The 22,691-nt window shown below is 71.2% G+C and carries 23 protein-coding genes; 17 read left to right on the forward strand and 6 right to left on the reverse strand.

Annotated features, from left to right (window positions below; genetic code table 11):
• The first annotated feature begins 1 nt into the window (after position 1).
• The 9 genes from C1707_RS15670 to C1707_RS15710 are packed head-to-tail and all read left to right on the forward strand — an operon-like array spanning position 2 to position 6,338.
• A complete protein-coding gene (locus C1707_RS15670; RefSeq protein ID WP_101712228.1) occupies positions 2-1,177 on the forward strand; it encodes a SctD/MshK family protein in 1,176 nt (391 codons plus the stop codon).
• A gap of 30 nt (positions 1,178-1,207) precedes the next feature.
• Positions 1,208-1,516, forward strand: a complete 309-nt coding sequence (locus C1707_RS15675; RefSeq protein WP_101712229.1) for a hypothetical protein — start codon at positions 1,208-1,210, stop codon at positions 1,514-1,516.
• A 23-nt stretch (positions 1,517-1,539) separates the two neighbouring features.
• Positions 1,540-1,941, forward strand: a complete 402-nt coding sequence (locus C1707_RS15680; RefSeq protein ID WP_101712230.1) for a hypothetical protein — start codon at positions 1,540-1,542, stop codon at positions 1,939-1,941.
• Between the two features lie 10 nt (positions 1,942-1,951).
• Positions 1,952-2,695, forward strand: a complete 744-nt coding sequence (gene sctJ / locus C1707_RS15685; protein ID WP_101712257.1) for a type III secretion system inner membrane ring lipoprotein SctJ — start codon at positions 1,952-1,954, stop codon at positions 2,693-2,695.
• On the forward strand, positions 2,692-3,276 hold the full coding sequence (locus tag C1707_RS15690; RefSeq protein ID WP_101712231.1) for a hypothetical protein: 585 nt from the start codon (positions 2,692-2,694) through the stop codon (positions 3,274-3,276). The genes sctJ and C1707_RS15690 overlap by 4 nt, the downstream gene beginning before the upstream one ends.
• A complete protein-coding gene (locus C1707_RS15695; protein ID WP_101712232.1) occupies positions 3,273-3,872 on the forward strand; it encodes a FliH/SctL family protein in 600 nt (199 codons plus the stop codon). The genes C1707_RS15690 and C1707_RS15695 overlap by 4 nt, the downstream gene beginning before the upstream one ends.
• Positions 3,869-5,206 (forward strand): FliI/YscN family ATPase, encoded by a 1,338-nt coding sequence (locus tag C1707_RS15700; protein WP_101712233.1) that lies wholly within the window; start codon positions 3,869-3,871, stop codon positions 5,204-5,206. The genes C1707_RS15695 and C1707_RS15700 overlap by 4 nt, the downstream gene beginning before the upstream one ends.
• On the forward strand, positions 5,203-5,682 hold the full coding sequence (locus C1707_RS15705) for a hypothetical protein (protein WP_101712234.1): 480 nt from the start codon (positions 5,203-5,205) through the stop codon (positions 5,680-5,682). The genes C1707_RS15700 and C1707_RS15705 overlap by 4 nt, the downstream gene beginning before the upstream one ends.
• Complete coding sequence (locus C1707_RS15710; protein ID WP_101712235.1) at positions 5,679-6,338, forward strand: hypothetical protein; 660 nt, start codon at positions 5,679-5,681, stop codon at positions 6,336-6,338. The genes C1707_RS15705 and C1707_RS15710 overlap by 4 nt, the downstream gene beginning before the upstream one ends.
• 203 nt (positions 6,339-6,541) lie before the next feature.
• Here the strand turns inward: C1707_RS15710 and C1707_RS15715 are convergent, their stop codons facing one another.
• Both C1707_RS15715 and C1707_RS15720 read right to left on the reverse strand, forming a co-directional pair.
• Positions 6,542-7,204, reverse strand: a complete 663-nt coding sequence (locus C1707_RS15715; protein WP_101712236.1) for a hypothetical protein — start codon at positions 7,202-7,204, stop codon at positions 6,542-6,544.
• A gap of 15 nt (positions 7,205-7,219) precedes the next feature.
• Positions 7,220-7,450: a hypothetical protein gene (locus C1707_RS15720; RefSeq protein ID WP_101712237.1), complete on the reverse strand. Its 231-nt coding sequence runs from the start codon at positions 7,448-7,450 to the stop codon at positions 7,220-7,222.
• An 80-nt stretch (positions 7,451-7,530) separates the two neighbouring features.
• Here C1707_RS15720 and C1707_RS15725 point away from each other — a divergent pair, with 80 nt between their 5' ends.
• From C1707_RS15725 to sctT, 6 genes are read left to right on the forward strand one after another with little or no spacing between them, the layout of a single operon-like run.
• Complete coding sequence (locus C1707_RS15725) at positions 7,531-8,592, forward strand: sensor histidine kinase (RefSeq protein ID WP_101712238.1); 1,062 nt, start codon at positions 7,531-7,533, stop codon at positions 8,590-8,592.
• Positions 8,589-9,239: a response regulator transcription factor gene (locus C1707_RS15730; RefSeq protein WP_101712239.1), complete on the forward strand. Its 651-nt coding sequence runs from the start codon at positions 8,589-8,591 to the stop codon at positions 9,237-9,239. Before C1707_RS15725 ends, C1707_RS15730 begins: the two co-directional genes overlap by 4 nt.
• Entirely contained in the window at positions 9,236-10,234 is a 999-nt protein-coding gene (locus C1707_RS15735) for a FliM/FliN family flagellar motor switch protein (RefSeq protein WP_101712240.1), read from the forward strand. Before C1707_RS15730 ends, C1707_RS15735 begins: the two co-directional genes overlap by 4 nt.
• A 6-nt stretch (positions 10,235-10,240) precedes the next feature.
• Positions 10,241-10,903, forward strand: a complete 663-nt coding sequence (gene sctR / locus C1707_RS15740) for a type III secretion system export apparatus subunit SctR (protein ID WP_101712241.1) — start codon at positions 10,241-10,243, stop codon at positions 10,901-10,903.
• A 13-nt stretch (positions 10,904-10,916) separates the two neighbouring features.
• On the forward strand, positions 10,917-11,189 hold the full coding sequence (gene sctS / locus C1707_RS15745) for a type III secretion system export apparatus subunit SctS (protein WP_058348272.1): 273 nt from the start codon (positions 10,917-10,919) through the stop codon (positions 11,187-11,189).
• A gap of 10 nt (positions 11,190-11,199) precedes the next feature.
• On the forward strand, positions 11,200-12,003 hold the full coding sequence (gene sctT / locus C1707_RS15750) for a type III secretion system export apparatus subunit SctT (protein WP_101712242.1): 804 nt from the start codon (positions 11,200-11,202) through the stop codon (positions 12,001-12,003).
• Positions 12,004-12,198: 195 nt separating this feature from the next.
• Here sctT and C1707_RS15755 read toward each other — a convergent pair whose 3' ends face one another.
• On the reverse strand, positions 12,199-13,161 hold the full coding sequence (locus C1707_RS15755) for an IS5 family transposase (protein ID WP_123170698.1): 963 nt from the start codon (positions 13,159-13,161) through the stop codon (positions 12,199-12,201).
• Positions 13,162-13,380: 219 nt separating this feature from the next.
• On the opposite strand from C1707_RS15755, the gene C1707_RS15760 reads away from it, so the two are divergent.
• Positions 13,381-14,196, forward strand: a complete 816-nt coding sequence (locus C1707_RS15760) for a DUF1521 domain-containing protein (RefSeq protein WP_101713517.1) — start codon at positions 13,381-13,383, stop codon at positions 14,194-14,196.
• A gap of 94 nt (positions 14,197-14,290) precedes the next feature.
• Positions 14,291-15,808: an adenosine deaminase family protein gene (locus tag C1707_RS15765; protein WP_101713516.1), complete on the forward strand. Its 1,518-nt coding sequence runs from the start codon at positions 14,291-14,293 to the stop codon at positions 15,806-15,808.
• A gap of 138 nt (positions 15,809-15,946) precedes the next feature.
• Here C1707_RS15765 and C1707_RS15770 read toward each other — a convergent pair whose 3' ends face one another.
• From C1707_RS15770 to C1707_RS15780, 3 genes are all read right to left on the reverse strand, one after another.
• On the reverse strand, positions 15,947-18,427 hold the full coding sequence (locus C1707_RS15770) for a glycosyl hydrolase 115 family protein (protein WP_205686767.1): 2,481 nt from the start codon (positions 18,425-18,427) through the stop codon (positions 15,947-15,949).
• 116 nt (positions 18,428-18,543) lie between these two features.
• Complete coding sequence (locus tag C1707_RS15775; protein ID WP_101713515.1) at positions 18,544-19,656, reverse strand: tyrosine-protein phosphatase; 1,113 nt, start codon at positions 19,654-19,656, stop codon at positions 18,544-18,546.
• 18 nt (positions 19,657-19,674) lie between these two features.
• Positions 19,675-22,530, reverse strand: coding sequence for a TonB-dependent receptor (locus C1707_RS15780; RefSeq protein ID WP_101713514.1), 2,856 nt, complete (start codon positions 22,528-22,530; stop codon positions 19,675-19,677).
• Positions 22,531-22,691 lie beyond the last annotated feature (161 nt).

Here is a 22,691-nt window from a genome sequence, read left to right on the forward strand (position 1 = left end):
CATGACCGATCAAGCCCTGCTGTCCGAAGAGCCGACCGAGGTTCCCGCCGCCACGCCGTCCGAGGCGCTGGTCGTCAAGGTGCTGTCCGGCCGCGTCGCCGGCGCCCTGCTGCCGCTGCCGGCCGGCGAAAGCGCCGAGCTCGGCCACGGCTTCGACGCCGACATCGTCCTGCGCGATCCCAGCGCCAGGGGCGTGCGCGTGCGCCTCACCGCCGGCGAGGAGTCCGCCGAGATCGAGGTGGTCTCCGGCCAGGTCGAGATGCTCGGCCATCGCCTGGAAGCGCCGGCCCGCGCGGTGCTGCCCTGCTACGTGCCGCTGATCGTCGGCGACAACGCCCTGGCCCTCGGCGTCGAGGAAAGCCCGCGCTGGCGCGAGGCCGAGCGACTGCTGGCCGCCTCGGGTCCGGCCGAGGCCGCCGCGCCCGCCGAGGAGGGCGACCTCTTCGAGGACGGCCGCAGCCTGCTGCGCCGCGCGCTGGATCGCGGCGTGCGGGTCGTCGGCTCGACGCCGCACCTCGTGCCGGTCCTGGTGTTCGGCGCGGCCCTGGCCTGCGTTACCTACGCCGTGGCCAACGTGCCCCGCTTCGGCGGCCAGGAGGCCAGCCCCTCCAAGGTCCACGCCCTGCTGCGCCAGGAGGGCTACGGCGCGCTGGCGGTGCAGCCCGAGGGCGACGGCAAGCTGGTCATCGCCGGCGTGCTGAACCGCGACGTCGAGAAGGCCCGCCTGGCCCGCCTGGTCAGCTCGCGCGAGCTGCCGGCGAGGGTCGAGGTCGTGACTAGCGAAGGCCTGGCCCAGAACGTCGAGGACGTCTTCCAGGCCAACGGCCTGGCCGCCACCGCCCGTCCCAACGGCCTGGGCCGGGTGCGGGTGCAGGTCACCGGTCCCTCGGACGAGGTGGCCAAGGTCGAGAAGGTCGCCCTGCACGACGTCAAGGGCCTGCGCGCCCTCGACGTCGACCGCGCGGCCGGCGGCGACCGCTTCGGCGCGGTGTTCGACCAGGGCCCCGGCAAGCGTGTGGTGGCGGTGGTCGGCGGCGATGCCGGCTACGTCGCCACCGCCGACGGCGCCCGCTACTTCGCCGGCTCCACCCTGCCCACCGGCGACCGCATCGTCGGCGTCGAGAGCCAGGCCGTCGTCGTCGAGAAGGACGGCGAGACCACTCGCCTGATGTTTTGAAATTTCAACGAGATACGAGGAGAAGCGTCCATGTCCGACAACAGCATTTCCGGCTTCAGCAGCGCCTCCGTCGCGCCCAGCCTCGCCGGCTCCAACAACAAGAACCGCCCCGGCAGCTGGTTCGAGGCGATGGCGCATGCGTGGGGCCAGGTGCTCGACGCCCAGGCCGTGAAGATCACCGAACTCTCCGACCAGATCGGCCCCGGCGGCGAGGACAAGCCCTCGGTCATGGCCCAGCTGACCGCCGAGAGCCTGCGCATGAACTTCATGGCCAACTCGGAATCCACCTCGGTCGACAGCGTCGGCCGCGCCCTCGAAACCATGGCCCGCAAGAACTAGCGCGTCTTTCAGGAGAGGACGCCATGTCCTTCGACCCCGTTTCGGCGGCCGCCCTGGCCATGCCCCAGGAAGCCGCGCCCCAGGTCGCCCAGGTCGGCTACGGCGCCAGCCTCACCGACGCCGTCCAGTTCCAGAACGCCCTGCACACGGCCGGCGCCTCGCAGGTCGCCGGCCTCGGCGGCCCCGAGGCCCTGGCCCCGGCCATGAAGGGCGTCTTCAACCAGCTGGAGTTCGTCAACAGCCAGGCCAGCAACCTGGCCGCCCATGCCAAGGCCGCCGAGGCCAAGGGCGCGGCGATCACGCCCGGCGAGATGATCGGCCTGACCGTCCAGTGCCACGAGTTCATGTTCAACTGCCAGCTGACCTCGAACATAGCCAACCGCACGTCCGACGGCCTGCAGCAGCTGTTCCGGCAGCAAGCCTAGGGTGGCGGTCATGCGCAAGATCCTGCCCGCCGTGCTGGTGGCCGCGGCCCTCGGCCTGTCGGCCTGCGCCGAGAAGGAGCTCTACGGCGGGCTCACCGAGCGCGAGGCCAACGAGATGGTCGCCGTGCTGCAGAACGCCAACGTCTCGGCCTCGAAGAGCAGCAAGGACGGCAAGGTCTGGGCGCTGAAGACCCGCGCCGAACAGTTCTCGTCGGCCGTCGCCGTGCTGCACGACCAGGGCTACCCGCGCGACAAGTTCGAGAGCCTGGGCGAGGTGTTCAAGAAGGAGGGCTTCGTCTCCTCGCCGATGGAACAGCGGGCCCGGCTGATGTACGGCCTCTCGCAGGAACTGAGCCAGACCATCTCGTCGATCGACGGCGTGGTGCAGGCCCGCGTGCACATCGCCGTGCCCGAGGCCGACCCCTTGGCCGAGCAGCAGAAGCCGTCCTCGGCCTCGGTATTCATCCGCCACAATCCCGACGTCGACCTCTCCGGCCAGGTGGGCTCGATCAAGGCGCTGGTCACCAACTCGATCGAGGGGCTGCCCTACGACAAGGTGACGGTGGTGATGTTCCCGGCCAAGCCGGTGATGGCCGCCGCGCCCGTCTCGCCGATCCGCTCCTTCACCATGCCGGCCATCGCCATACTGGCGGCAATCGGCGGGGTGGGAGCCTACGTCTTCAGCCGCACCAGCCGGGGCAAGCCGCGCCGCAAGCTGAAGACCCTGGCCGAACCCGGGACGCCCGCCGCATGAACGCCCGCGCCGACCGCGAACGCCTGGTCGCCCAGGCCCGCCTGCTGGGCTGCGTCGGCGCGTCCGCGCCGGTCGGCCCGCGCGCGGCGCGGCTGGCGCGGCGGCTGATCGGGCGAGGCCCGATGGCCGACGGGGAGGGCGCCTTCGCGTTCGCCGACGTGGCAGCCACGCCCGATTGGGCCGCCTGGCCGGCCGGACGCCGCGCGCGCCTCGCCGACTTCGCGGCGGCGGCGGCCTGCACCGACGTTCTGCGGCGCTCGATCGACGGCAAGCGCCTGGCCTGCGTCGCCCGCCGCATCGGCGAGCCGGCCCTGGACGCGATCCTCGCCTCGCCCCCCGGCCTGGTCGCGGCGATCCCGCAGGCCGAGAGCGCGCTGGGCGGCGACGAGACCTTTTCCGCCCTGGGCGCTGGCGTGTTGCTGGCCGAGGCCGGCGCCCGCCCGGCGCTGGCCGCGCGCCTCTCCGAGCTTTTCGACGTCGCCCCCCTGGCGATCGACCCCGACCGGGGCCTGAGCGCGGCCCAAGCCGCGCGCGGGCTCTTCATGGCCTTCGAGGCCGGCGCCCTGGAGGCCGCCGCATGACCTATCTGCTCCTGTCTTCCGGCCCCTCGGGCGCCCTGCTGACCGATCAGCCGGTGATCCGCCGCGAGGACGTCGGCGCCGTGCGCGACGCGGCCGAACTGACCGCCGCCCTCGACGCCCTGCGCCAGGCCACGCGCGAGGGGGCGTTGCGCGACGGCTTCGCCCAGGGGCACGCCGAGGGAACCGCCGCCGCCGCCCGCGAGACCGCCCAGGTTCTGGCGGGCGTCCACGCCGCCCTGCAGGTCGAGCGCGACCGCCTGCGGGCCAGCGCCGGCGCCCTGGCGCTGGATATCGTCCGCCGCATCGCCGCGGGCCTCGCGCCCGACGAGGTGCTGGCCGCCCTGGCCGAGCAGGCCGCCCGCGACCTGCTGCCCGAGGAGCCGATCCGCGTCCGCGTGGCGCCAGAGGCCGCCGGGGCGGTGACCCGCCGCCTGTGGTCGATCGACGCTCGCATCGAGGTGGTGGCCGACGCCGACGTCGCGGCCAGCGACTGCGTGCTCGATACGCCGTCCGGCCGCACCCACGCCGGGCTGGAGACCCAGCTTCGGGCGCTCGAGACGGTGTTCGCCGTCCCGGCCGGCGAGGCCGCCGCATGAGCTTCGACGCGCCGCCTTCGGAACGGTCGGGCGACGAGCGCCTGCGCGACGCCTTGCGCGGCGCGCGCACGGTCGAGCGCCGCGGTCGCGTGGCCCAGGCCTTCGGCACCACCGTCAGGGCCACGGGCCTGGACGTGCGCATCGGCCAGGAGTGCGAGATCGTCGACCGCGCCGGCGGCAATGTCGTGAAAGCCCAGGTCGTCGGCCTCGACGGCGGGGCGGCCATCCTCACCCCGCTGTCGCGCCTGGAAGGCGTGGCCGTCGACGCCGAGGTTGTGGCCGGTCCCCGCCGCAGCGAGATCGGCGTCGGCGAGGGCCTGCTGGGCCGGGTGCTCGACGCCCATGGCGAGCCGCTGGACGGCCTTGGTCCGATCACCGGTCCGCTGCGGCCCTGTCCGGTCTATGGCGAGGCGCCCAACCCGCTGGCCCGCCCGCCGATCGATGCGCCGTTCGCGACCGGGGTGCGCTGCGTCGACGCCCTGCTGACCACCGGCGAGGGCCAGCGCGTGGGTCTGTTCGCCATGGCCGGCGGCGGCAAGTCGACCCTGCTGGGCATGTTCGCCCGCCACGCTCGCAGCGACGTCAACGTCATCGCCCTGATCGGCGAGCGCGGCCGCGAGGTGCGCGAGTTCCTCGACGACTGCCTGGGGCCGGAAGGCCTGGCCCGCTCGGTGGTCATCGTCTCCACCTCCGACCGCCCGGCCATGGAGCGCGTGCGCGCCGCCCACGTCGCCACCGCCATCGCCGAGGGGTTTCGGGCGCAGGGCCGCCGCGTGATGCTGCAGATGGACAGCGTCACCCGTTTCGCCCGCGCCCTGCGCGAGATCGGGCTGTCGGTGGGCGAGCCGGCGGTGCGCCGGGGCTTCCCGCCGTCGGTCTTCGCCGAACTGCCGCGCCTGTTCGAGCGGGCGGGCGCGATCGAGGGCGGGGCGATCACCGCCTTCTACACCGTGCTGATCGAGGACGAGGAGGGCGGCGATCCCGTGGGCGAGGAAGTCCGCTCGATCCTCGACGGCCACATCTATCTGTCGCGCAAGCTCGGCCAGGCCGGCCACTATCCGGCCATCGACGTCGCCGCCAGCCTCAGCCGCGTCTATCCGCGCGTCGCCTCCGCCCAGCAGCAGGAGGCCGCCATGAAGGTGCGCGGCTGGATGGCCAAGTACGCCGAGGTCGAGTTCCTGCTGCAGATCGGCGAGTACAAACCCGGCGGCGACCCGCTGGCCGACGAGGCCATCGCCCGCCGTCCGCGCATCACCCAGCTTCTGCGCCAGGGGGCGCACGACGCCGTCGCCTTCGACGAGGCCCTGGCGGCGCTGGCGGAGACCGCCGCATGACCGCCCGCGCCCAGGTCCAGGCCCTGACCCCCGTGGTCCGCCTGCGCGAGCGCCGCGTCGAGAAGGCCATGCGCGAGGCCGCCGAGGCCCGGCGCAAGGTCGCCCACGCCGTCGAGGCGCTGGAAGCCCGCGACCGCCTGATCGCCGCCCACGACGCGGCCAAGGCCCGGCTCGACGACTGGTTCGCCGGCGGCCTGTCGGGCGCGGCCCACCTGGTCGAGGCCGCCCTGGCCCGGCGCGAGGCGATCGCCGTCGCCCGTGACGCCGACCAGCGCCTGCGCGACCAGGAAGCCGTCGCCCTTGAGCTGGCGCGCGAGGATCTGGCCGCCGCAATCCAGGCCCTGGCCCGCGCCCAGGGCCGTTTCGACGCCATGAACGGTCGCCTCGACCATGCCCGCGCCCTGGTCGCCGCCGACCGCGAGGCCCGCGAGCAGCTCGAGATCGAGGACGCCGGCGCCTTCAGGAGCTTCCGATGACCACCATCCGCGACAACGCCCCCGCCGAGCGTCCGAACCCGTCGACCCAACGCGGCGCCGGCGAGCCCCCGACGCCGTGGCGCGGCTCGGAGTTCCAGGCCCTGCTGCAGCAGGCGGCCGAGCGCCGCGAACCCCTGACCCGCCAGGGGGCACGCGCCGAACGCGACCAGGAGACCGAGCGCGACGAGGACGACGGCAAGGTCGACCTGTCGGCCCTGCTGGGACCTGCCCGCGAGTTCCAGGACCTGTCCGGCGGCCAGGAGGCCAGCGGCGTCGATGCCCTGTCGGCGCTGACCAGGTCGGGCGGCGGCGCGGTCGAGACCCCCGTCACGGCCCCCGGCGCGACCGTCGCCGACATCGAGGCCTTCACGGCGGCGATGGACAAGGCTTGGCTGGCGTCCGGCGGCGACCGCAAGGCCATAGCGCTAGGCCTGGCTGACAAGGCCTCGCTGCTGACCGGCCTTGGCCTGTCGCGCGGCCCGGACGGCGCGATCTCCCTGACCCTGGCCGCGCGCCCCGACGCCACGCCCGAGCTGACCAAGGCGCTGGAGGCCCTGCGCAAGCGCCTGGAAGTGCGCGGCCTGGCCCTGGCGGACCTCTTCGTGGAAGCCGACGACGGGCTGGATCCGGAAAGCTTGATCCGGAGGGTGCGTTGAGCTTTCGCGCCGCTCCCCAATGTTCCCGTCATTCCCGCCCTTGTGGCGGGAACCCCTGGCTCCGTTCACGCGGGCGGTGCAAGCGACGTGCTTGGCACGTCGCCCCATGCACCCTTGCGGCTGAAAGAGAGGTTCCCGCCACAAGGGCGGGAATGACGGGAACATTGGGGAGCGGTTCCAACGATTTGTCGGGCCGATTTCGCTCACCGCAGCGGCAACCCGAACCGTCCCACCCCGCGATCGGCCTCGGCCGCGCGGGTCACCGCCCGGGCGACCTCGGCCGGCGGATCGCCGGCGGCCCAGCGCTCGGCCAGCACCTCGATCAGCCGGCGGCTCTGGGCGTTGTGCAGGCCCTCGGTCGGATCGGACGCGTCGGCGCGCAGCTTGTCGATGTAGAGCGCCGCGGCCTTGGGCGAGGCGCCGACGAGATCCAGCAGGTAGGTCGCGGCCGTCTCGAAGGCCTCGGCGTCCAGGGGCGCGTCGGCGATGTCGCGCACCAGCCAGACGCACAGAAATTCCAGCGGTCCGACCTTGCGGCTGTTGCTCAGCAGCGGCCCGCCGCCGCCCAGTCCCGAAAAGCCGCCGGCGCCCCAGGCCGGCACCCGGGCGGCGGGCAGGCGGGCGGTCAGCAGGGCCTGGGCCAGCGTGTCGGCGACCAGCGCCTTGACCTCGGGGTCGCCGAAATGGGCCACGGCGGCCAGCAGCTTGGCGAAGCCGGGATACAGCGCGTCGCCCAGGTCGGCGCAGACGCGCTCCAGCACGTCGACGCGACGGTCCAGCGTCGGCTGGCCCTGCAGGCCCTCGACCAGCGCCAGGGCGGCGCCGAACCAGTCGGGCTCGGACTTGAGGATGCGATCGGCGTTCACGCCGGGACGCTAACCTTAGAACAGGCCGTTGTCGCGGGTGTCGGTCAGGCGATCGGCCACGGCGCGGGCCGTGTCGTCCAGGTCACGCGTGGCGCCGGACAGGCCGATGCGGCCATCGTGGCGCGAGAAGCCGGAAAAGTCGCCGAAGGCCTGGGCGCGCGAGGGCTCGCCGGCCGGGCTGATGCCGGAAAGACCGTGGCTCCAGACGCCGGAGACGGACGGGGCGTCGATACGGCTGGCGGACATGGCAAGCTCCTTCAGTCTCTCGATACGAAACACAACGCGCGCCCGCCAGTCGGGTTTTCCCTAGCCAGCATGTGTGTCGCATGACGGGCCTGGCCGCCCTGCTGTCGCAATCGCCCGAAGCCGAGGCGCTGGACGTGCTGGGCCTGGCCGTCGCCGCCTTCGAGGACGCCGCCGCGCCCCGCCTGGCCTGGCGCACGCCGGCCTTCGCGCGGCTGACGCCGGGCCTGGCCCCCGGCCAGCCGCCGGTCGGCGGCCTGCTGTCGGCGGTCGAGGCTGCACGGCGCGGGGAGGGCGGCCTCTTTGCCGTCGACATCGACGGCCAGGCCTTCGAGGCCCGCGCCGTCCAGGGCGACGGCCGCGTCTGCCTGATCCTGTCCAGCGCCGCCGAGCGCCAGGAGGCCGAGGCCCGGCGCCTGGCCGACCGCGAGCGCCTGCTGCTGACCTCGCGGGTCATGTCGGTGGGCGAGATGGCGACCATGATCGCTCACGAACTCAACCAGCCGATCGGCTCGATCGCCAACATCGCGCGGGGCCTGAAGGCCCGGCTGTCTCGCGGGGCGCTGTCGAAGGAGGAGGGCGTCGAGGCCCTCGACCGCGCCGCCGAGCAGGCGCTCTACGCCTCGGGTGTCATCCAGCGCATGCGCTCCTTCGTCGAGCAGCGCCAGCCCCAGGTCGAGCCGCTGGACCTGCCCCGGCTGGTCCGCGCCACGCTCGATCTGCTCGACTGGGAGATCGCCCGCGACAAGGTGATCGCCCGCGCCCAGTTCGCGAGCCTGCCGCCAGTGCTGGGCGACGCTGTGATGATCCAGCAGGTGCTGGTCAACCTGGCCCGCAACGGCCTGGACGCCATGCGCGGCCGGCCCGGCCCCCGCCGCCTGACCATCGCCGCCGGTCCCATGGAGGGCAGCGACCGCATGGTCGAGCTGACGGTGTCCGACAGCGGTCCGGGAGTCGAGGCGACCGCCGAGGGCAAGATGTTCTCGCCGTTCTTCTCGACCAAGCCCGGCGGCATGGGCGTGGGCCTGGGGATCTGCCGGTCCATCGTCGAACTGCATCGCGGGCGTCTCTGGCACGCCCCGGATCCCGAGGGGGGGACCGTATTCCATATCGCGCTGCCCGCGGCGCGCCAGGAGGAGCCATGACCACCCCCTCTACATCGTCATCACCCCAGGAGGCCGCCGTCCTGGGCGCTGTGTGCCTGGTCGACGACCACGGCGAGTTCCGCCAGTCCGCCGCCTGGTGGCTGGAGAGCCTTGGCTACGCCGTCTCCACCTTCGACGGCGCGCGGGCTTTCCTCGACGCCGGCGACCCGCCGGCCGACGCCTGCCTGCTGCTCGACGTGCGCATGCCCGACATGTCGGGGCTGGAACTGCTCGACGCGCTGAAGGCCAGGGGCTGCGAGCGGCCGGTGATCTTCATGACCGGCCACGGCGACGTGCCCCTAGCGGTCGAGGCCATGCAGAAAGGCGCCGTCACCTTCCTGGAAAAGCCCTTCCAGGAAGCGGCGCTGGAGGCCGCCCTCGAACGGGCCTTCGCCCGGGCGCGGCCCGCCCTGACCCCCGGCCAGGACGCCTATGCCCGCCGCGTTGCCGGCCTGACCGACCGCGAACGCGAGGTCATGGCCCTGGTCGTCGCCGGCAAGGTCAACAAGGTCATCGCCTACGAGCTGGGCATCAGCCCCAAGACCGTCGAGCTGCACCGCTCGCGGATCATGACCAAGATGGAGGCGACCAGCCTGACCCGGCTGGTGCGCATGGCCGTCACCGGCAGCGTGGACGACGACGCATGAGCGCCCCTCTCGACCTCGAAGCCGGGCAGGGCGCTCCGCCCGCCGCCGCCGGGCTCTCCGACCTCGTCGCCCGCAACCACGCCCTGGCCGTGCTGGCCGCCCTGCGCGCGCCGGGCCTCGTCACCCGCGTATCCCTCGACGACGAGCCGGGCCCGGGACCCTGGATCCTGTTCGGCGACGCTGCGCCGGCTCTGCGCCTTTCGATCCGCGAACTGGCCGGCGCCGCCTTCACCCCCGCCGACGACGCCGAGCTTCTGATCGTGCTGGACCGCGTCGAGCCGGTGCTGGCCGCCATCGAAGCGGCCACCACCGAAAGCCTGTCGCCGCTGGGCGTCGAGGGCGCGGCGCCCGACGGCCTGCTGGCCCTGTTGATCGCGGTCGAGGCCCAGGACGGGGCGCCCTTCGCCCGGCTGGTCCTGGCCGTCGCCCCCGAGACGGCCCGCGCCTGGTCGCAACCGATCTTCGATCCCTGGGCGCCGGGCGCGCACCTGGCCGTGCCCGCCACGGGGCCGCTGGTGCTCGACGGCCCGGAGTTGCCGGCGCAGACCGCCGCGACCCTGCGGCCGGGCGACATCGTGCTGACCCCGCTGTCGGCCGCGCGCCCCGGCCTTGCCGCCCTGACCCTGTTCGACCGCCGGCTCGTGGGCCGGTTCGAGCTTTCCCACCGTCGCTTCACGCTCAACGCCATCGAGGAGAGCGCCATGGCTCCGCCGCTCGACATCGCCGTCGCCCCGACCGAGGACGCGGCGCCTGACGCCGCCCCGGTCGCCCCCGCCGACCTGCCCGTGCCGCTGAAGGTGCTGCTGGGCGAGGCCAGCCTGCCGCTGTCGGAGCTGGCGGGCCTGCGACCCGGCTCCACCGTTCTGCTGGCCGGCCCGCGCGAGGACGCCCCCGCCGTGCTGCTGGCCGGCGACCGCGCCATCGCCCGTGGCCGTCTCGTCCCCGTCGGCGAGGCCTGGGGCGTGCTGATCGAAACCATAGCCGGCGAGGGCTGAGCGCAGATGGACCTGACGCAATTCTCGCCGGGCTCGGCCCTCATCACCGTCATCCTGCTGGCGCTGGCGCCGTTCGTGGCGGTGATGGTCACCTCGTTCACCAAGATCGTCGTCACGCTTAGCCTGCTGCGCAATGCGCTGGGCCTGCAGCAGGTGCCGCCCAACATCGTGCTCAACGGCCTGGCCCTGATCCTGACGCTCTACGTCATGTACCCGGTCGGCCAGCAGATGGCCGCCGCCAACCAGGGCGTCAAACCGGTCGCCGCCGTCAGCAGCGACACCCAGGCCCTGTTCACCTACGCCGACAAGGCCAAGGAGCCGCTGCGCGAGTTCCTGATCAAGCATTCGACGCCCCGGGAACGCGCCTTCTTCCTGAAGACCGCCCAGCGCATCAACGGCCCGGAAAAGGCCCGCGCCCTGACCCAGCGCGACTTCATCGTCGTCGTTCCGGCCTTCACCGTGTCGGAGCTGGCCGCGGCTTTCCAGATCGGTTTCCTGATCTTCCTGCCGTTCCTGATCATCGACCTGGTGGTGTCCAACATCCTGCTGGCCATGGGGATGATGATGCTGTCGCCGACCACGGTGTCGCTGCCGTTCAAGCTTCTGCTGTTCGTGCTGATCGACGGCTGGGTGAAGCTCTCGCACGGCCTCGTGCTGTCCTACACGTGACGAGGACCACGCCGTGCTGAACGCCCAGGCCATCGAGCTCGTCAACCAGGCCCTCTGGCTGGTGCTGATCCTGTCGGCCCCGCCGATCGTCGCCGCCTCGCTGGTGGGCCTCTTCGTGGCGGTGATCCAGTCTGCCACGCAGCTGCAGGAGCAGACCCTGCAGTATGCGGCCAAGTTCTTCGCCATCGTGCTGACGATCTTCGTCACCGCCAGCCTGCTGGGCGGCACCCTCTATCGCTTCGGCGACCGGGTGTTCACCGAGTTCCCGGCCATGGTCCGCCGATGAAGGGGGATGCATGACCGGAGCCCCCGACTGGCTCGGGGCGATCTTCGAGAACACCCTGATCCTGGCCGTCGGCGCGACGCGGGTGGCGGCGGCCTTCATGCTGCTGCCGCTCCTGTCGCCCGAGACGGTGCCGGCCCTTGTGCGCAACTCGATCTTCCTGGCCTTCGGGATCATCGTCATCACTTTGCAGCCGCAGCTGGCCCAGATGGAGCTGCCCACCGTCCAGTGGATCATGATCTTCGCCAAGGAGGCGCTGGTTGGCCTCGTCATCGGCTTCTTCTTCGGCACCATGCTGTGGGCGCTGGAAGCCGCCGGCCAGATCATCGACGCCAAGGTCGGCGCCACCATCGCCCAGGTGGTCGACCCCCTGAGCGGCCACCAGACCTCGCTGACCGGCGAGTTCCTCAGCCGGCTGGCCAACTTCGTCTTCATGTTCTCGGGTGGCCTGCTGCTGATGGTCGGGGTGATCCTCGACAGCTACGCCGTCTGGCCGATCGGCAGCCTGACCCCGATCCTGTCCCTGCGCAGCCTTTCGCTGTTCGAGGGCGAGTTCTCGCGGCTTATGGTGATGGCGGTGATGCTGGCCACGCCGGCGCTGATCGTTCTTTATCTGGTCGACGGCGGCCTTGGCCTGATCAACCGCTATGCCCCCCAGCTGAACGTCTTTTCTCTCGGCCTGGCCATCAAGTCGTGGATCGCCACGGCGGTGGTGCTGGCCATGCTGACCGGCCTGGTCCAGCTGCTGCTCAACGAGATCGGCGCCCGGCCGACGGTGATCCTGGAGGTGCTGCGGGGGCTGGACGGTAAGGGGTAGGGCGCTTCGCGCTCCCCCTCAGTCGCTCCGCGACAGCTCCCCCAGCGTGGGAGCATCTGAAGGCGCGAACCGAGATCCTCCCCCTCTGGGGGACCGCTGCAATACGCCTCTGTAGGAGTGCTGGGGACGCGGAGTGGTCGTTCTGAGGCCTCCTTTTGGAGGTCTCAGGTCGATCGGGACGGACGGGTGGCGTGATCAGGCCGTCAGGATGGCGGCGCGGCGCAGGTTGAAGGCCATGGCGGTGAGCAGCACTTGGCCGGCGGCCTTGGCCATCCCCAGATAGCGAACCCGCGTCAGACCCATGCGGCGCTTCCAGGTGGCGAAAGTGGTTTCCACGGCGGCGCGACGACGGGCGATCAGGTCGTTAAGGCGCTTCTGGCGATCGCTCAGGGGATGATAGCGGTTGGGGCGGCGCATCAGTCTGGGCTTCACGCCGGCCTGCTTGAGCCGATCGCGGCGAGCGTGGGTGTCATAGGCCTTGTCGGCGTAGACGGCCGCCTCGTCGCCCCGGATCAGGGCGTCGGCCGGGACGGTGTCGTTGACGTTTGCGGGGGTGGTGATCACCGCCCGCACCAAGCCCGAGCCCTGATCGACATTCACGTGGGCCTTGTAGCCGTAGGTCGAGCCAGACTTGCCCTTGTGCTTGGCGAAGGCCGCGTCGGGGTCCCTGGCCTTCGCCAGGGCATCGGGACCGCCCCGGGGACGTGGCGTGGCCGCCTCGATCAAGGTGGCGTCCAGCATCGCGCCCTGCTTGAGCACCAGGCCCGCGCCTTCCAACTGGCGATCCAGCTCGTCGAACAGCCGCTCGAGCAATCGCTGGCTCACCAACCGGTTACGAAACCGGCACAGCGTCGTGTGATCGGGAACCGCGTCCTCCAGGCTCAGCCCCACAAACCGGCTGAACGAAAGGCTGTCGCCCAGCCGGAACTCCAGCTCAGCGTCCGATAACCCGTACCAGGCCTGCAGCAGGAGCGCCTTGAACAGCAGCAGCGGCCGGTAGCCCGGACGTCCCGGGCCATCCTCGCGAAGACCCGCCAGGGCCTTCTCGAAGCCCGACCAGTCCACCAGCGCCGACACTCGATCCAACGCCGCGCTGCCCGCCCGGCGACCAGCGCCGATCTCTCCAAATCCAAGCTGGCCCGTCGCCTTCACCGACATCGCAATCCTCCCGCTTCAACGCCAAGGAATCACAGCCAGCCAATTTCGCAACAGTCCCCCTCTGGGGGAGGTGGCCCAGAGGGCCGGAGGGGGCGCGCAGCGCGACCTAGGGTTTTCCCTGATGGGATACGCCCCAGCTATCTGAACCGCCCCGCTTGGCGCCACCTTTCGTCGCAGGGCCGCAACCGGCGGCTGTCCGATCGAGCAGGGGTAGGGAAGATGACCACCATCAACAGCGCCTTGAACACGGCTGTCAGCGCGGCGATCCTCAACGGCGTCGGCGCCGGCCTTGGCCAGTCGCTGAAGACCTTCAGCGCCATGCAGTTCACCCTGGGGGCGATGGTCGCGGGCCTGTTCCAGCCCGCCGCGACCCAGCCGTCCTTCACCGCCAGCATGCCCGGCGAGGGCAAGGCGCAGATCGACATCGGCGACGGCTATACCCTGTCGATCGACGAAACCAGTTCCGAGATCACCGTCCGCGACGCCGAAGGCAACGCCACGCGCATCTGGGGCGACCCGCATGTCGACTACAACGGCAAGCACATCGGCGACTTCTGGGGCACCACGACCTTCCAGCTCGAGAACGGCACGAAGATCACGATCAATACCGAGAAGTCGCCCTGGAACGACATGACCTACGCCGAGCAGGTGGTGGTCACGCGCGGCGACCAGGCCGTGGTCATCGACGGCGTCAGCGAAGTGACCAAGGGCGACCTGTCGGTTTCCCTGAGCACCGACGGCCGCGCCCTCGACGCCGCCCACGACGACGGCTTCGTGATCCACGAGGCCGATTCCGCCTCGACGGGCTGGACCAGCAGCATCACCGGCGCCGCCGTCGGCCAGGCCGACTTCAACCTGACCAAGCCGGGCATGGAACCGGTGCGCGAGGCGCTGGAGGCGTTCAACACCAGTCTCGGCCTGATGCTGACCGGCTGGCTGCTGGGCGTGGGCGTCGCCGCCCTGGCCGAGGGCTCGACCGAAAGCACGAGCACCAACGCCAAGGCGGCCGAGCGCTTCCCGCTGCTGAACCTCTGATCCGAGAGGACCGCTTCCGGTCCTTTTCGTCGCCCATGATTTGCCAAACGCCGCAAATCATCGTGGGTAGGCGGAAAGGATCTGGGGGCGGACGATGCGCGCGCGACAATGGTTTCTGACCAGCGGACTGATCATGGCGGCCGGGCTGTTGACGCTCTCGCCCGCCCAGGCCCAGCCGTCGGACCCCGAGGCGCGCGCATCGGCCGCCTTCGACGCCGCGGCCGGCGACAAGGCCAGGCTGCGGCTCTTCCTGCAGGCCATGCCCAAGGGCGGCGACCTGCACAATCACCTGTGGGGCGCGCCCTACGCCGAGGACTTCGTCGCCTGGGCCGGGGAGGGCGGGCTCTGCGTCTCCACCGCGACGCCGCCGACGATCACCGCCGCGCCCTGCGACGAGAAGGGGGGCGACGGCAAGGCAAGCGTGCCCGCCGCCGGCCTCGCGCGCCGCGATCCGGCCCTCTACAACCGGGTGATCGACAGCCTGTCGGTGCGCAACTACGACCGCGGCGCCGACCACGCCGCCGCCTCGGGCCACGACCAGTTCTTCTCGACCTTCGAGCGCTTCGCCGCCGCCGCCGTGCCCAACATCGGGCCGATGGTCGCCGTCACCCGCGAGTACGCCGCCCAGGACCGCGTCTCCTACGTCGAGAGCTCGGCCAACCCCAACGCCATGCGCGCCTTCGCCGAGCGCGAGGCCGGCCGCTGGAACGGCGACTTCGCCAAGACCTACGCCGCCTTCGCCGCCGGCCTGCCGGCCATGGTCGAGGCCTCGCGCAAGGAGATGGACGCGGCCCTGGCCGAGGGCGACAGGCGCCTGAACTGCGCGCAGAACGCCGGAACCGCCGGTCCCTGCGCCGTCGAGGTCCTCTTCCAGCCCTTTGTCGAGCGCGCCCAGCCGCCCGGCTTCGTCTTCGCCCAGATGGCGGCGGCCTTCGCCCTGGTCGACGCCGATCCGCGCTTCGTCGGGGTCAACATCGTCAATCCCGAGGATCACCCGGTCTCGCTCGGCGACTACGCCCTGCACATGAGGATGATGAAGTACCTGTCGGGCCGCTATCCCAAGGTCCCGATGGCGCTGCACGCCGGCGAGCTTTCGCTGGGCCTCGTGCCGCCGCGCGACCTGACCTTCCACATCAACCAGGCGGTGACGGTGGCCGGCGCCAAACGCATCGGCCACGGCGTCGACATCGCCTATGAGCACGACGCGCCGGGCCTGCTCAAGCAGATGGCCCGCGACAAGGTCGCCGTCGAGATCAACCTGACCAGCAACGACGTCATCCTCGGCGTAAAGGGGGCCGACCACCCGCTGTCGCTCTACCGCAAGGCCGGCGTGCCGGTGGTGCTGTCCACCGACGATGAGGGCGTCTCGCGCATCGACCTGACCAACGAGTACGTCCGCGCCGCGACCGAGCACGGCCTGCGCTATCCCGACCTCAAGGCCATGGCCCGCGACAGCCTGGAATACGCCTTCCTGCCGGGCACGAGCCTGCGCGGCGCGGCCGAATGCGCCAAGCCCGGTACGGCCTGCGACGTGTTCCTGAACAAGAACCTCAAGGCCGCCATGCAATGGCGGCTTGAGAAGGACTTCGAGGCCTTCGAAGCCAGCTTCTAAGGTCCCCCCCCCCCCTGTGGGGGGAGGCGGCCGAAGGCCGGCGGGGGACGTTTTCAGCTTCCAAGACGTCGGCCAATTTCCCAAGAACGCCCCCCACCGATCGCTTCGCGATCACCTCCCCCCACAGGGGGAGGTTCCTTACGGCTTGCACGCCCCGGCCGGCCTGAACACCAGCGCGTCCAGCACCACGCCCGGATCCACCGACGTTACCCGCACGGCCCGCTTGCCGCCGCACACCGTTGCGCCCGAGCCTACGCGCAAGCGGCCGTCCGTGACGCCCTGCGCCCAGGCCTTGTCGCCCACCTTGCGCGGCGCGACGATCGTCACCGGCGCGCCGCCGTCGACGCCGACCGCCAGTCGTAGCGCCGTCTGGCCGTTCAGCGGAAAGGTCGGCAGCAAGTCGACATCCAGCGCCCAGGCGCCGGCCGGCAGGGTCACGTCATAGTCCAGCGCCGCGCCCGTCTTCGAGGGCTCGCGCACGTCGCCGGCCGCCATCGCCGCCCCGCCACGGCCCAGGCCGTCGATCCTGCGCCAGCCTTGGCCGCTCGCCGTCTCGGCCTCGACCACGACCAGGCCTTCGCCCTCGGCAGGCGAGGGCGCCAGCCGCGGCGTCGTCGCATCCACCGCAGGGGCCTCGAACGGCCGCTGGCGGAACGAGGTCCACGAGCCGTCGGCGGGCTCCTCCGACATGATCCCGCGCCACTTGCCGCCGGCGATCTCCTCGTTGAAGCGGCGGGTCAGCGCAGCGATCTCCGCATCGGTCGAGCGGGCTCGGGCCGCGCGGACGCGCGCCTCGTCCGGCCGTTCGCCGATCAGCCGGTCGAAGGCCTCGGCGTCGAAGAACCGGCGGTTGGCCAGGGCCGCCGCCCGCACCGGATAGTCCACGAGCTCGAACCAGGCGTCGCGCTGCTCGGCCGGGATCTTCGCGGCCTCGACGTCCAGCTTGCCGATCAGCGCGTCGAACCGCGCCAGCCGCTCGTCGCCCTGCGCCACCGACAGCGGGCTCGAGCGCGGCGTGGCGCCCTTGCCCCAGAACCACTGCAGGTGCTCGGGCTTGCGCTCGAAGTTCAACTGGTGGTGCTGGGCCAGGATCGCGGCGATCGCCTTGGCTTGCTGCGGCCCGAAGGTCTCGCGGGCGAAGGCCTCTTCGTAGCCGTGGGCGCCCAGCTTGCGCACGCCCTCCACGTCCCAGGCCATGTCGAGGAAGAGCTGCGTACCCAGTTCGGCCGGCTTGATGTCGCCGACGTTCACCACCCACAGCTTGCGGGCGTCCAGGTCGAAGGCCCGGCCCATCTCCTCGATGACCAGGGCCGGCGGCGTGGTCGACAGCCACAGGTGCGACAGCGGCGCGCCCAGATAGGACAGGTGGTAGTAGACGCCCGACCCGCCGGGCCGCCTGCGCTCCTGCTCGTTCGGCAGCTGGCGGATGTAGCCGAAATTGTCGTCCGGCCAGACCAGGGTCACGTCGTCAGGGACCTTCAGCCCCGAGCGGTAGATGTCCAGCACCTCCTTGTAGGCGGTGAACACCTGCGGGACGGTCTCGACCTTGGGGTCGACATACCGCCCGATCAGCCCGCGCTGGTCGGTGATGATCTTCTCCAGCAGGGCGCGCTGGCCGTCGATGTCGCCGCCGCCGACCATGCCGGAGTCGTGGATGCCCCGCATGCCCAGGGTGTAGATGCTCTCGTACCGGCCGTTCGACTTGGCCCGCTCGCGCCAGTAGTCCAGCACCCCGCCCGGATTGGCCGCGTAGTTGAAGGCCTCCGCGCCCGCCTTCCACTCGCCGACATTGTTGCGCAGCATCGGCTCGGCGTGGGACGAGCCCATGACGATCCCCCAGCGGTCGGCCAGGGCGGCGTTGGCCGGATCGGCGTTGAACGGCTTGCTGACCTCGTGCATCGCCGGCCACAGGGTGTTGGCCTTCAGCCGCAGCAGCAGCTGGAACACCTTCTCGTAGGTCTTGGGGCCGATGTCGCCATAGGCCGGGTCGAAGGTCTTGGCGGCCCAGGGCTGCAGGCCCCAGTCCTCGTCGTTGATGAAGATCCCGCGGTACCGCACCGATGGCGGGCCGAAGCGCCGCGCATCGGCGGCGACGTACAGGGCCTTCTTCTTCTGGGGTTTGACGTCGGCCCACCAGGTCCAGGGCGAGACCCCGGCCGCGCGGCTCAGCTCGTAGGCGCCGAAGGCCGTGCCCCTCCGGTCGCTGCCGGCGATCACAAGGGCCCGGTCGAGGCCCGGCGCGGGCCTGTCGACCACGGCGATGACGAAGCTCTCCCAGGCGCCGGGCAGGTCGCCGACCTGCAGCCTGCCGTCGCGCACGAGGCCGTCGATCAGCGGGTTCCTGCCCAGCGTCCCGACGATGATCGCGGTGCGGCTCTTCGGGGAGGTCTCGGTCGAGAGGCGAGGGGGCTTGCCGAGCATCGCGCCCAGGTCGTCCCGCAGGTCGCCGGCGGCCAGACCCACGACCGGATGGTCGTCGCTGGCGTAGAGGATCTCGGCGCCGGCGATCGGGAAGGCGTGGGGCGAGCCCGTCTCGCTGATCCAGCCGTCCTGCGCCCAAGCGGTGGTGGCGGCCAGGACGGCGGCCGCCAGGCCGGCCAGCAGCGACGTCAGCCGCATGGGTTTCCTCCAGATCGCGAAGCTGTCAGGCAGCCTGGTCTAATTGGTCAGACCATAGGGCGATCTGGAGGATTATCCATTCATTTTGTGAGCGCGCGTCTCATAAAATGAAACTTCTACTCGAGATAACGGGCCCGCAGCGCGGCCAGGTCCTTGGCGTCGACGCCCAGCACCTTGTCGAGATAGGCCTCGACCGAGCCGTACTTCTCGGTGACCGCGTCCAGCGCCGCTTCCACGTAGGCCGGCTCGGTGCGCATCAGCACGCGGGTGATCTCCGGCGGCAGCTTGGCGAACATCGCCGCGTTCGGATCGTCGGACTTGGCGCCGGCGGCCATCGCCCGGCGGGCGCTCTCGGTGTCGAGCAGGGTCTCGCTCATGGCGTAGTCGGCGGTCACCTGGGCGCGCGGCACGCCGAGCGCCGTCAGGATCAGGGCCGAGGCCACGCCCGTGCGGTCCTTGCCGGCCGAGCAGTGCACCAGCATCGGCGCGTCGCCCGCCAGCAGCTTCTCGAACATCGCCTTGTACTCGCCGGCATAGGCGTCGGGCATCAGCTTGTAGAAGCCGATGAAGTTGGCGCGCACCGCCTGCGGCGAGGGCGGGCCGTTCCCGAACAGCGCCCGCATGTCTATGTCCAGCCCCGCCTTGGGCGAGTTCAGGAACACCGGCACGGCCTTGCCGCCGCGCCAGACGGTCGGCTGGGTCTTGCGCTCCTGGTCGGTGCGCAGGTCGCAGACCAGCCGCACGTCCAGGTCGCCGACGGTCTTGTAGTCGGCGTCGGTCAGGGTCGACAGGCCGTTGGAGCGGAACACCTGGCCCCAGCGCACGTGCTTGCCGCCGGCCGCCGAATAGCCGCCGAGGTCACGGAAGTTGGCCGCGCCTTCCAGCGGCACGACGCGGGTGGCCGCGCGCAGGCCGGTCTTGGCCCCGTCGGCGACGACGTAGAAGTAGGGGCGGGCCGCGCCGGCCTGGGCCGAGGCGACGCCGGCGGCGCCGTCGGTGTCGTTGTCGGCCAGCTTGCGCATGGCCTTCAGCGGCGCGTCGGGCGAGGCGGCGACATAGAGGTCGACGGGCGCGCCGGGGCGGCTGGTCTTCCACGACACCTGGTAGGTCCCGTCCTTCAGCACGACCGAGGCCTCGGTCACCTGGGCCGGAGCGGTGCGGGCCTGGACGGCCGGGGCGGCGAGCACGGCCGCCGCGCAGGCGGCCGTCAGCAGATTGCGGATCAGCATGATGTCTTTTTCCAAAGCTTAGAAGTTGAACCGCACGCCGCCCATGAACCGGCGGCCCACGCCCTCGGCTTCGATGGGGCGGTTGGCGTGGCCCTGGTAGCGCATGCCCACCTCGTCGGTGAGGTTGCTGGCGTCGAAGTAGACGGTGACGCCGTCACGCACCTGGTAGCGCAGCGACAGGTCCAGTTGCTCGGTGGCCGCCCAGTAGGTCTGGTCGGTGGCGTCGACGCTCGGCTCGTCCAGCCAGTCGTTGCGCCACTGGTAGGACAGGCGGGCCGACAGGCCGTATTTCTCGTAGAAGATCGAGGCGTTGACGAGGGTGTCCGACAGGCCCGGGAAGGCGCTCTTAACCCCTTCGGGCGTCTTGAACTCGCCGTCCAGGAAGGTGACGTTGCCCTGGAAGCCGAAGCCGCTCAGCGGACCGGGCAGGAAGCGCCACTGCTGCATGTAGGCCAGTTCGATGCCGGCCATCTTGCCGTCCGAACCGTTCAGCGTGGTCGAGTAGGTGTAGCCCGTGCGGTCCAGCGTCCCGACGTCGTAGCGGTCGTCGCGGATGGTGGCGACGCTGTCGTAGAGCACGTCGTCGATCCGGCGGTAGAAGGCCGAGGCCGACAGCAGGCCAGCCCCCGGCAGGTACCATTCCAGCGCCGTGTCGAAGCCGAAGGCGCGCTCGGGCTTCAGGTCCGGATTGCCGCCGCTGACCGTCTCGCTGGCGTCGTTGACCGACACGCTGGTGCGGATCTCGCCGAACGAGGGCCGGGCCACGCCGCTGATCAGGGCGAAGCGCGCCTGGACGTCGTCGGTGACCTCGTAGTTGACGTGCAGGCTGGGGAACAGGTCGGTGTAGCTCTGCTTGGCCGTCAGCGGCGTCAGGCTCGAGCCGCTGGCCACCACGCCCCGGCTTTCCAGGTCCACGCTCTCGATGCGCAGACCGGCCAGCACCTCCCACTTGCCCAGCGTCCACTTGTTCTGGGCGTAGGCCGACAGGATGTTCTCGTCGACGGCGAAGCGGTCCTGCGGCTGCACCGCGGCGGCGGCGTTGTAGAGGCCCGCGTTCGTGGCCTTGGCCAGCAGGGCGTCCAGGTCCTGGCGCAGGCCGATGTTGTCGACGTAGTTGACGCCCCAGCCGCGCGCGAAGTCGCTGCTCCACTGAGCGTTGGTGATCCGGGGCGTGACGCTCCAGGTCCCGCCGGTCTGGGCCGCCAGGCTCTGCAGGACGGGCGTCGCGCCCGGCACGCCCGAGAAGGTGTTCCCGGTCGCCTTGCGCATGTCGTACTTCACGCCGGCCTTGAAGGTCGCCTCGGCGCCGAACGAGGTCCAGTCGCGGGCGATGTCCACCTGGCCGGTCCAGGCGTCGGTGTCGGTGGCGTAGACGATCGGGATCAGCACGTCGGCCTGCGAGCCGGTCTGGGGCAGGGCGCTCAGCGCCGTCCCCCGGGCGTAGGTCGTGCCCGAGCCGCTGGTCGTGTAGAGGTCCAGGTCGGGAATGCCCGAGGTCGCGCCGCTGTAGACCAGCGACAGGCGGCCGAAGTTCTGCTGGATCAGCGGCAGGTACGCGCCCGCGTCGGTGTGGGTGTAGTTCAGCCGCCACTTGATCGAGGTGTCGGCCCACTCATGGTCGCCGCCCAGCGTGTTGGCGAAGGTGTCGCTGTAGTAGCGGCCGTACTGCCAGCTGCCGGTATAGGCCGCGCCGTCGACGAAGCCGCTGTCGGCCCCGCGATTGGCCGGCGTCTGGGTGCGGGCGCGCGACAGCTGGAAGTCGTACTGGTTGCGCTGCTCGCGGTCGATGAACTCGGAATACAGGCTGTTGAAGAAGATCCGGCCGCCGCTGTCGGGGCGGTATTCCAGGCCCAGCTGGGCGGCGTTGTTCTCGCGCTCCAGGCGGTAGGAGCGGAAGGAGAAGTCGTCGGGCGTGTCCAGGTCGCCGTCGCGGTTCCAGGTGATCTCGCGGTTGTCGGTGGTCTGGTTGCGGCGGTAGTGGGCGAGCGCGGCGACCACGCCGAACTTGTCGTTCGACCACGAGCCGCGGATCGAGCCCTGGCGCTGCGGACCGTCGCCCAGCTGCATCTCGCCGTAGCCGATGTCGCCCGAGACGTGGGCGCCGCGCCGGTCGAAGGGCGAGGCGGTGACGATGTTGATCCTGCCCGCCAGGGCCTCGGCCGGCTGGTCCGGGGTCAGGGTCTTGTTGACCTCCATCGACTGGATGACCACGGCGGGTACGGAGTCGAAGCGGAACACCCGCTCCTCGGCGCCCAGCACGTTCATCCCGTCGATCGACACCACGGTCCAGCGCTCGGGCGCGCCGCGCAGCTGGACGTAGCGCTCCTGGCCCTGGTCGCGCTCGATGGCCGCGCCGGGAATGCGCGACAGGGCGGCGGCGGCCGACTGGTCGGGGAAGCGGCCGATGGCGTCGGCGGCGACCACGCTCATGATGTTGTCGGCGGCCCGCTGCTGGGCGATCGCCGCGGCTTGCGAGCCCAGGATCGGCCCGGCGGTCACCACCAGGGCTTCCATCTCGGCCGCGTCGGCGTAGCTGACGGTGATCGGCGCGGCGCCGGCGCTGGCCTCGACCTCGCGGTCGGGCAGGCCCGGATAGCGGACGAGCAGCTTGTGCGGGCCGGCCGGCAGGGCCAGGGCGAAGCGGCCTTCGCGGTCGGTGGTGGTGCGCAGGCCCAGCCCCGGCGCGGACACCTCGGCGGCGACCAGATAGGCCCCGTCCGTGCCGACCACCCGGCCGACGGCCGTGGCGGCGGCCGCGATCGCGGCGGGTTGCGCCGCGTCGGCGGCGTGGGCGGCGTGGGCGGCGATCGGCAGCGCGAGCGCGGCGGTGGTGAGCAGCAGGGCCTTGGCGGCGCTTCGGCTGGCGCGGGTCATGTTGGCTTCCCCTCGATGAAGACGAGGGGCGGATAGCAATTCGAACGATTGTACCGTGTGAAACTGTCGTGAAATTTAGGCGACGGATTTTTGTACGAAGCCATAACCATATAATATAAAAAAACAAAATACTCAATGTGCGCGATGTGCTCGGCCTTGAG

It is taken from the genome of Caulobacter flavus (assembly GCF_003722335.1).
Classification (GTDB): domain Bacteria; phylum Pseudomonadota; class Alphaproteobacteria; order Caulobacterales; family Caulobacteraceae; genus Caulobacter; species Caulobacter flavus.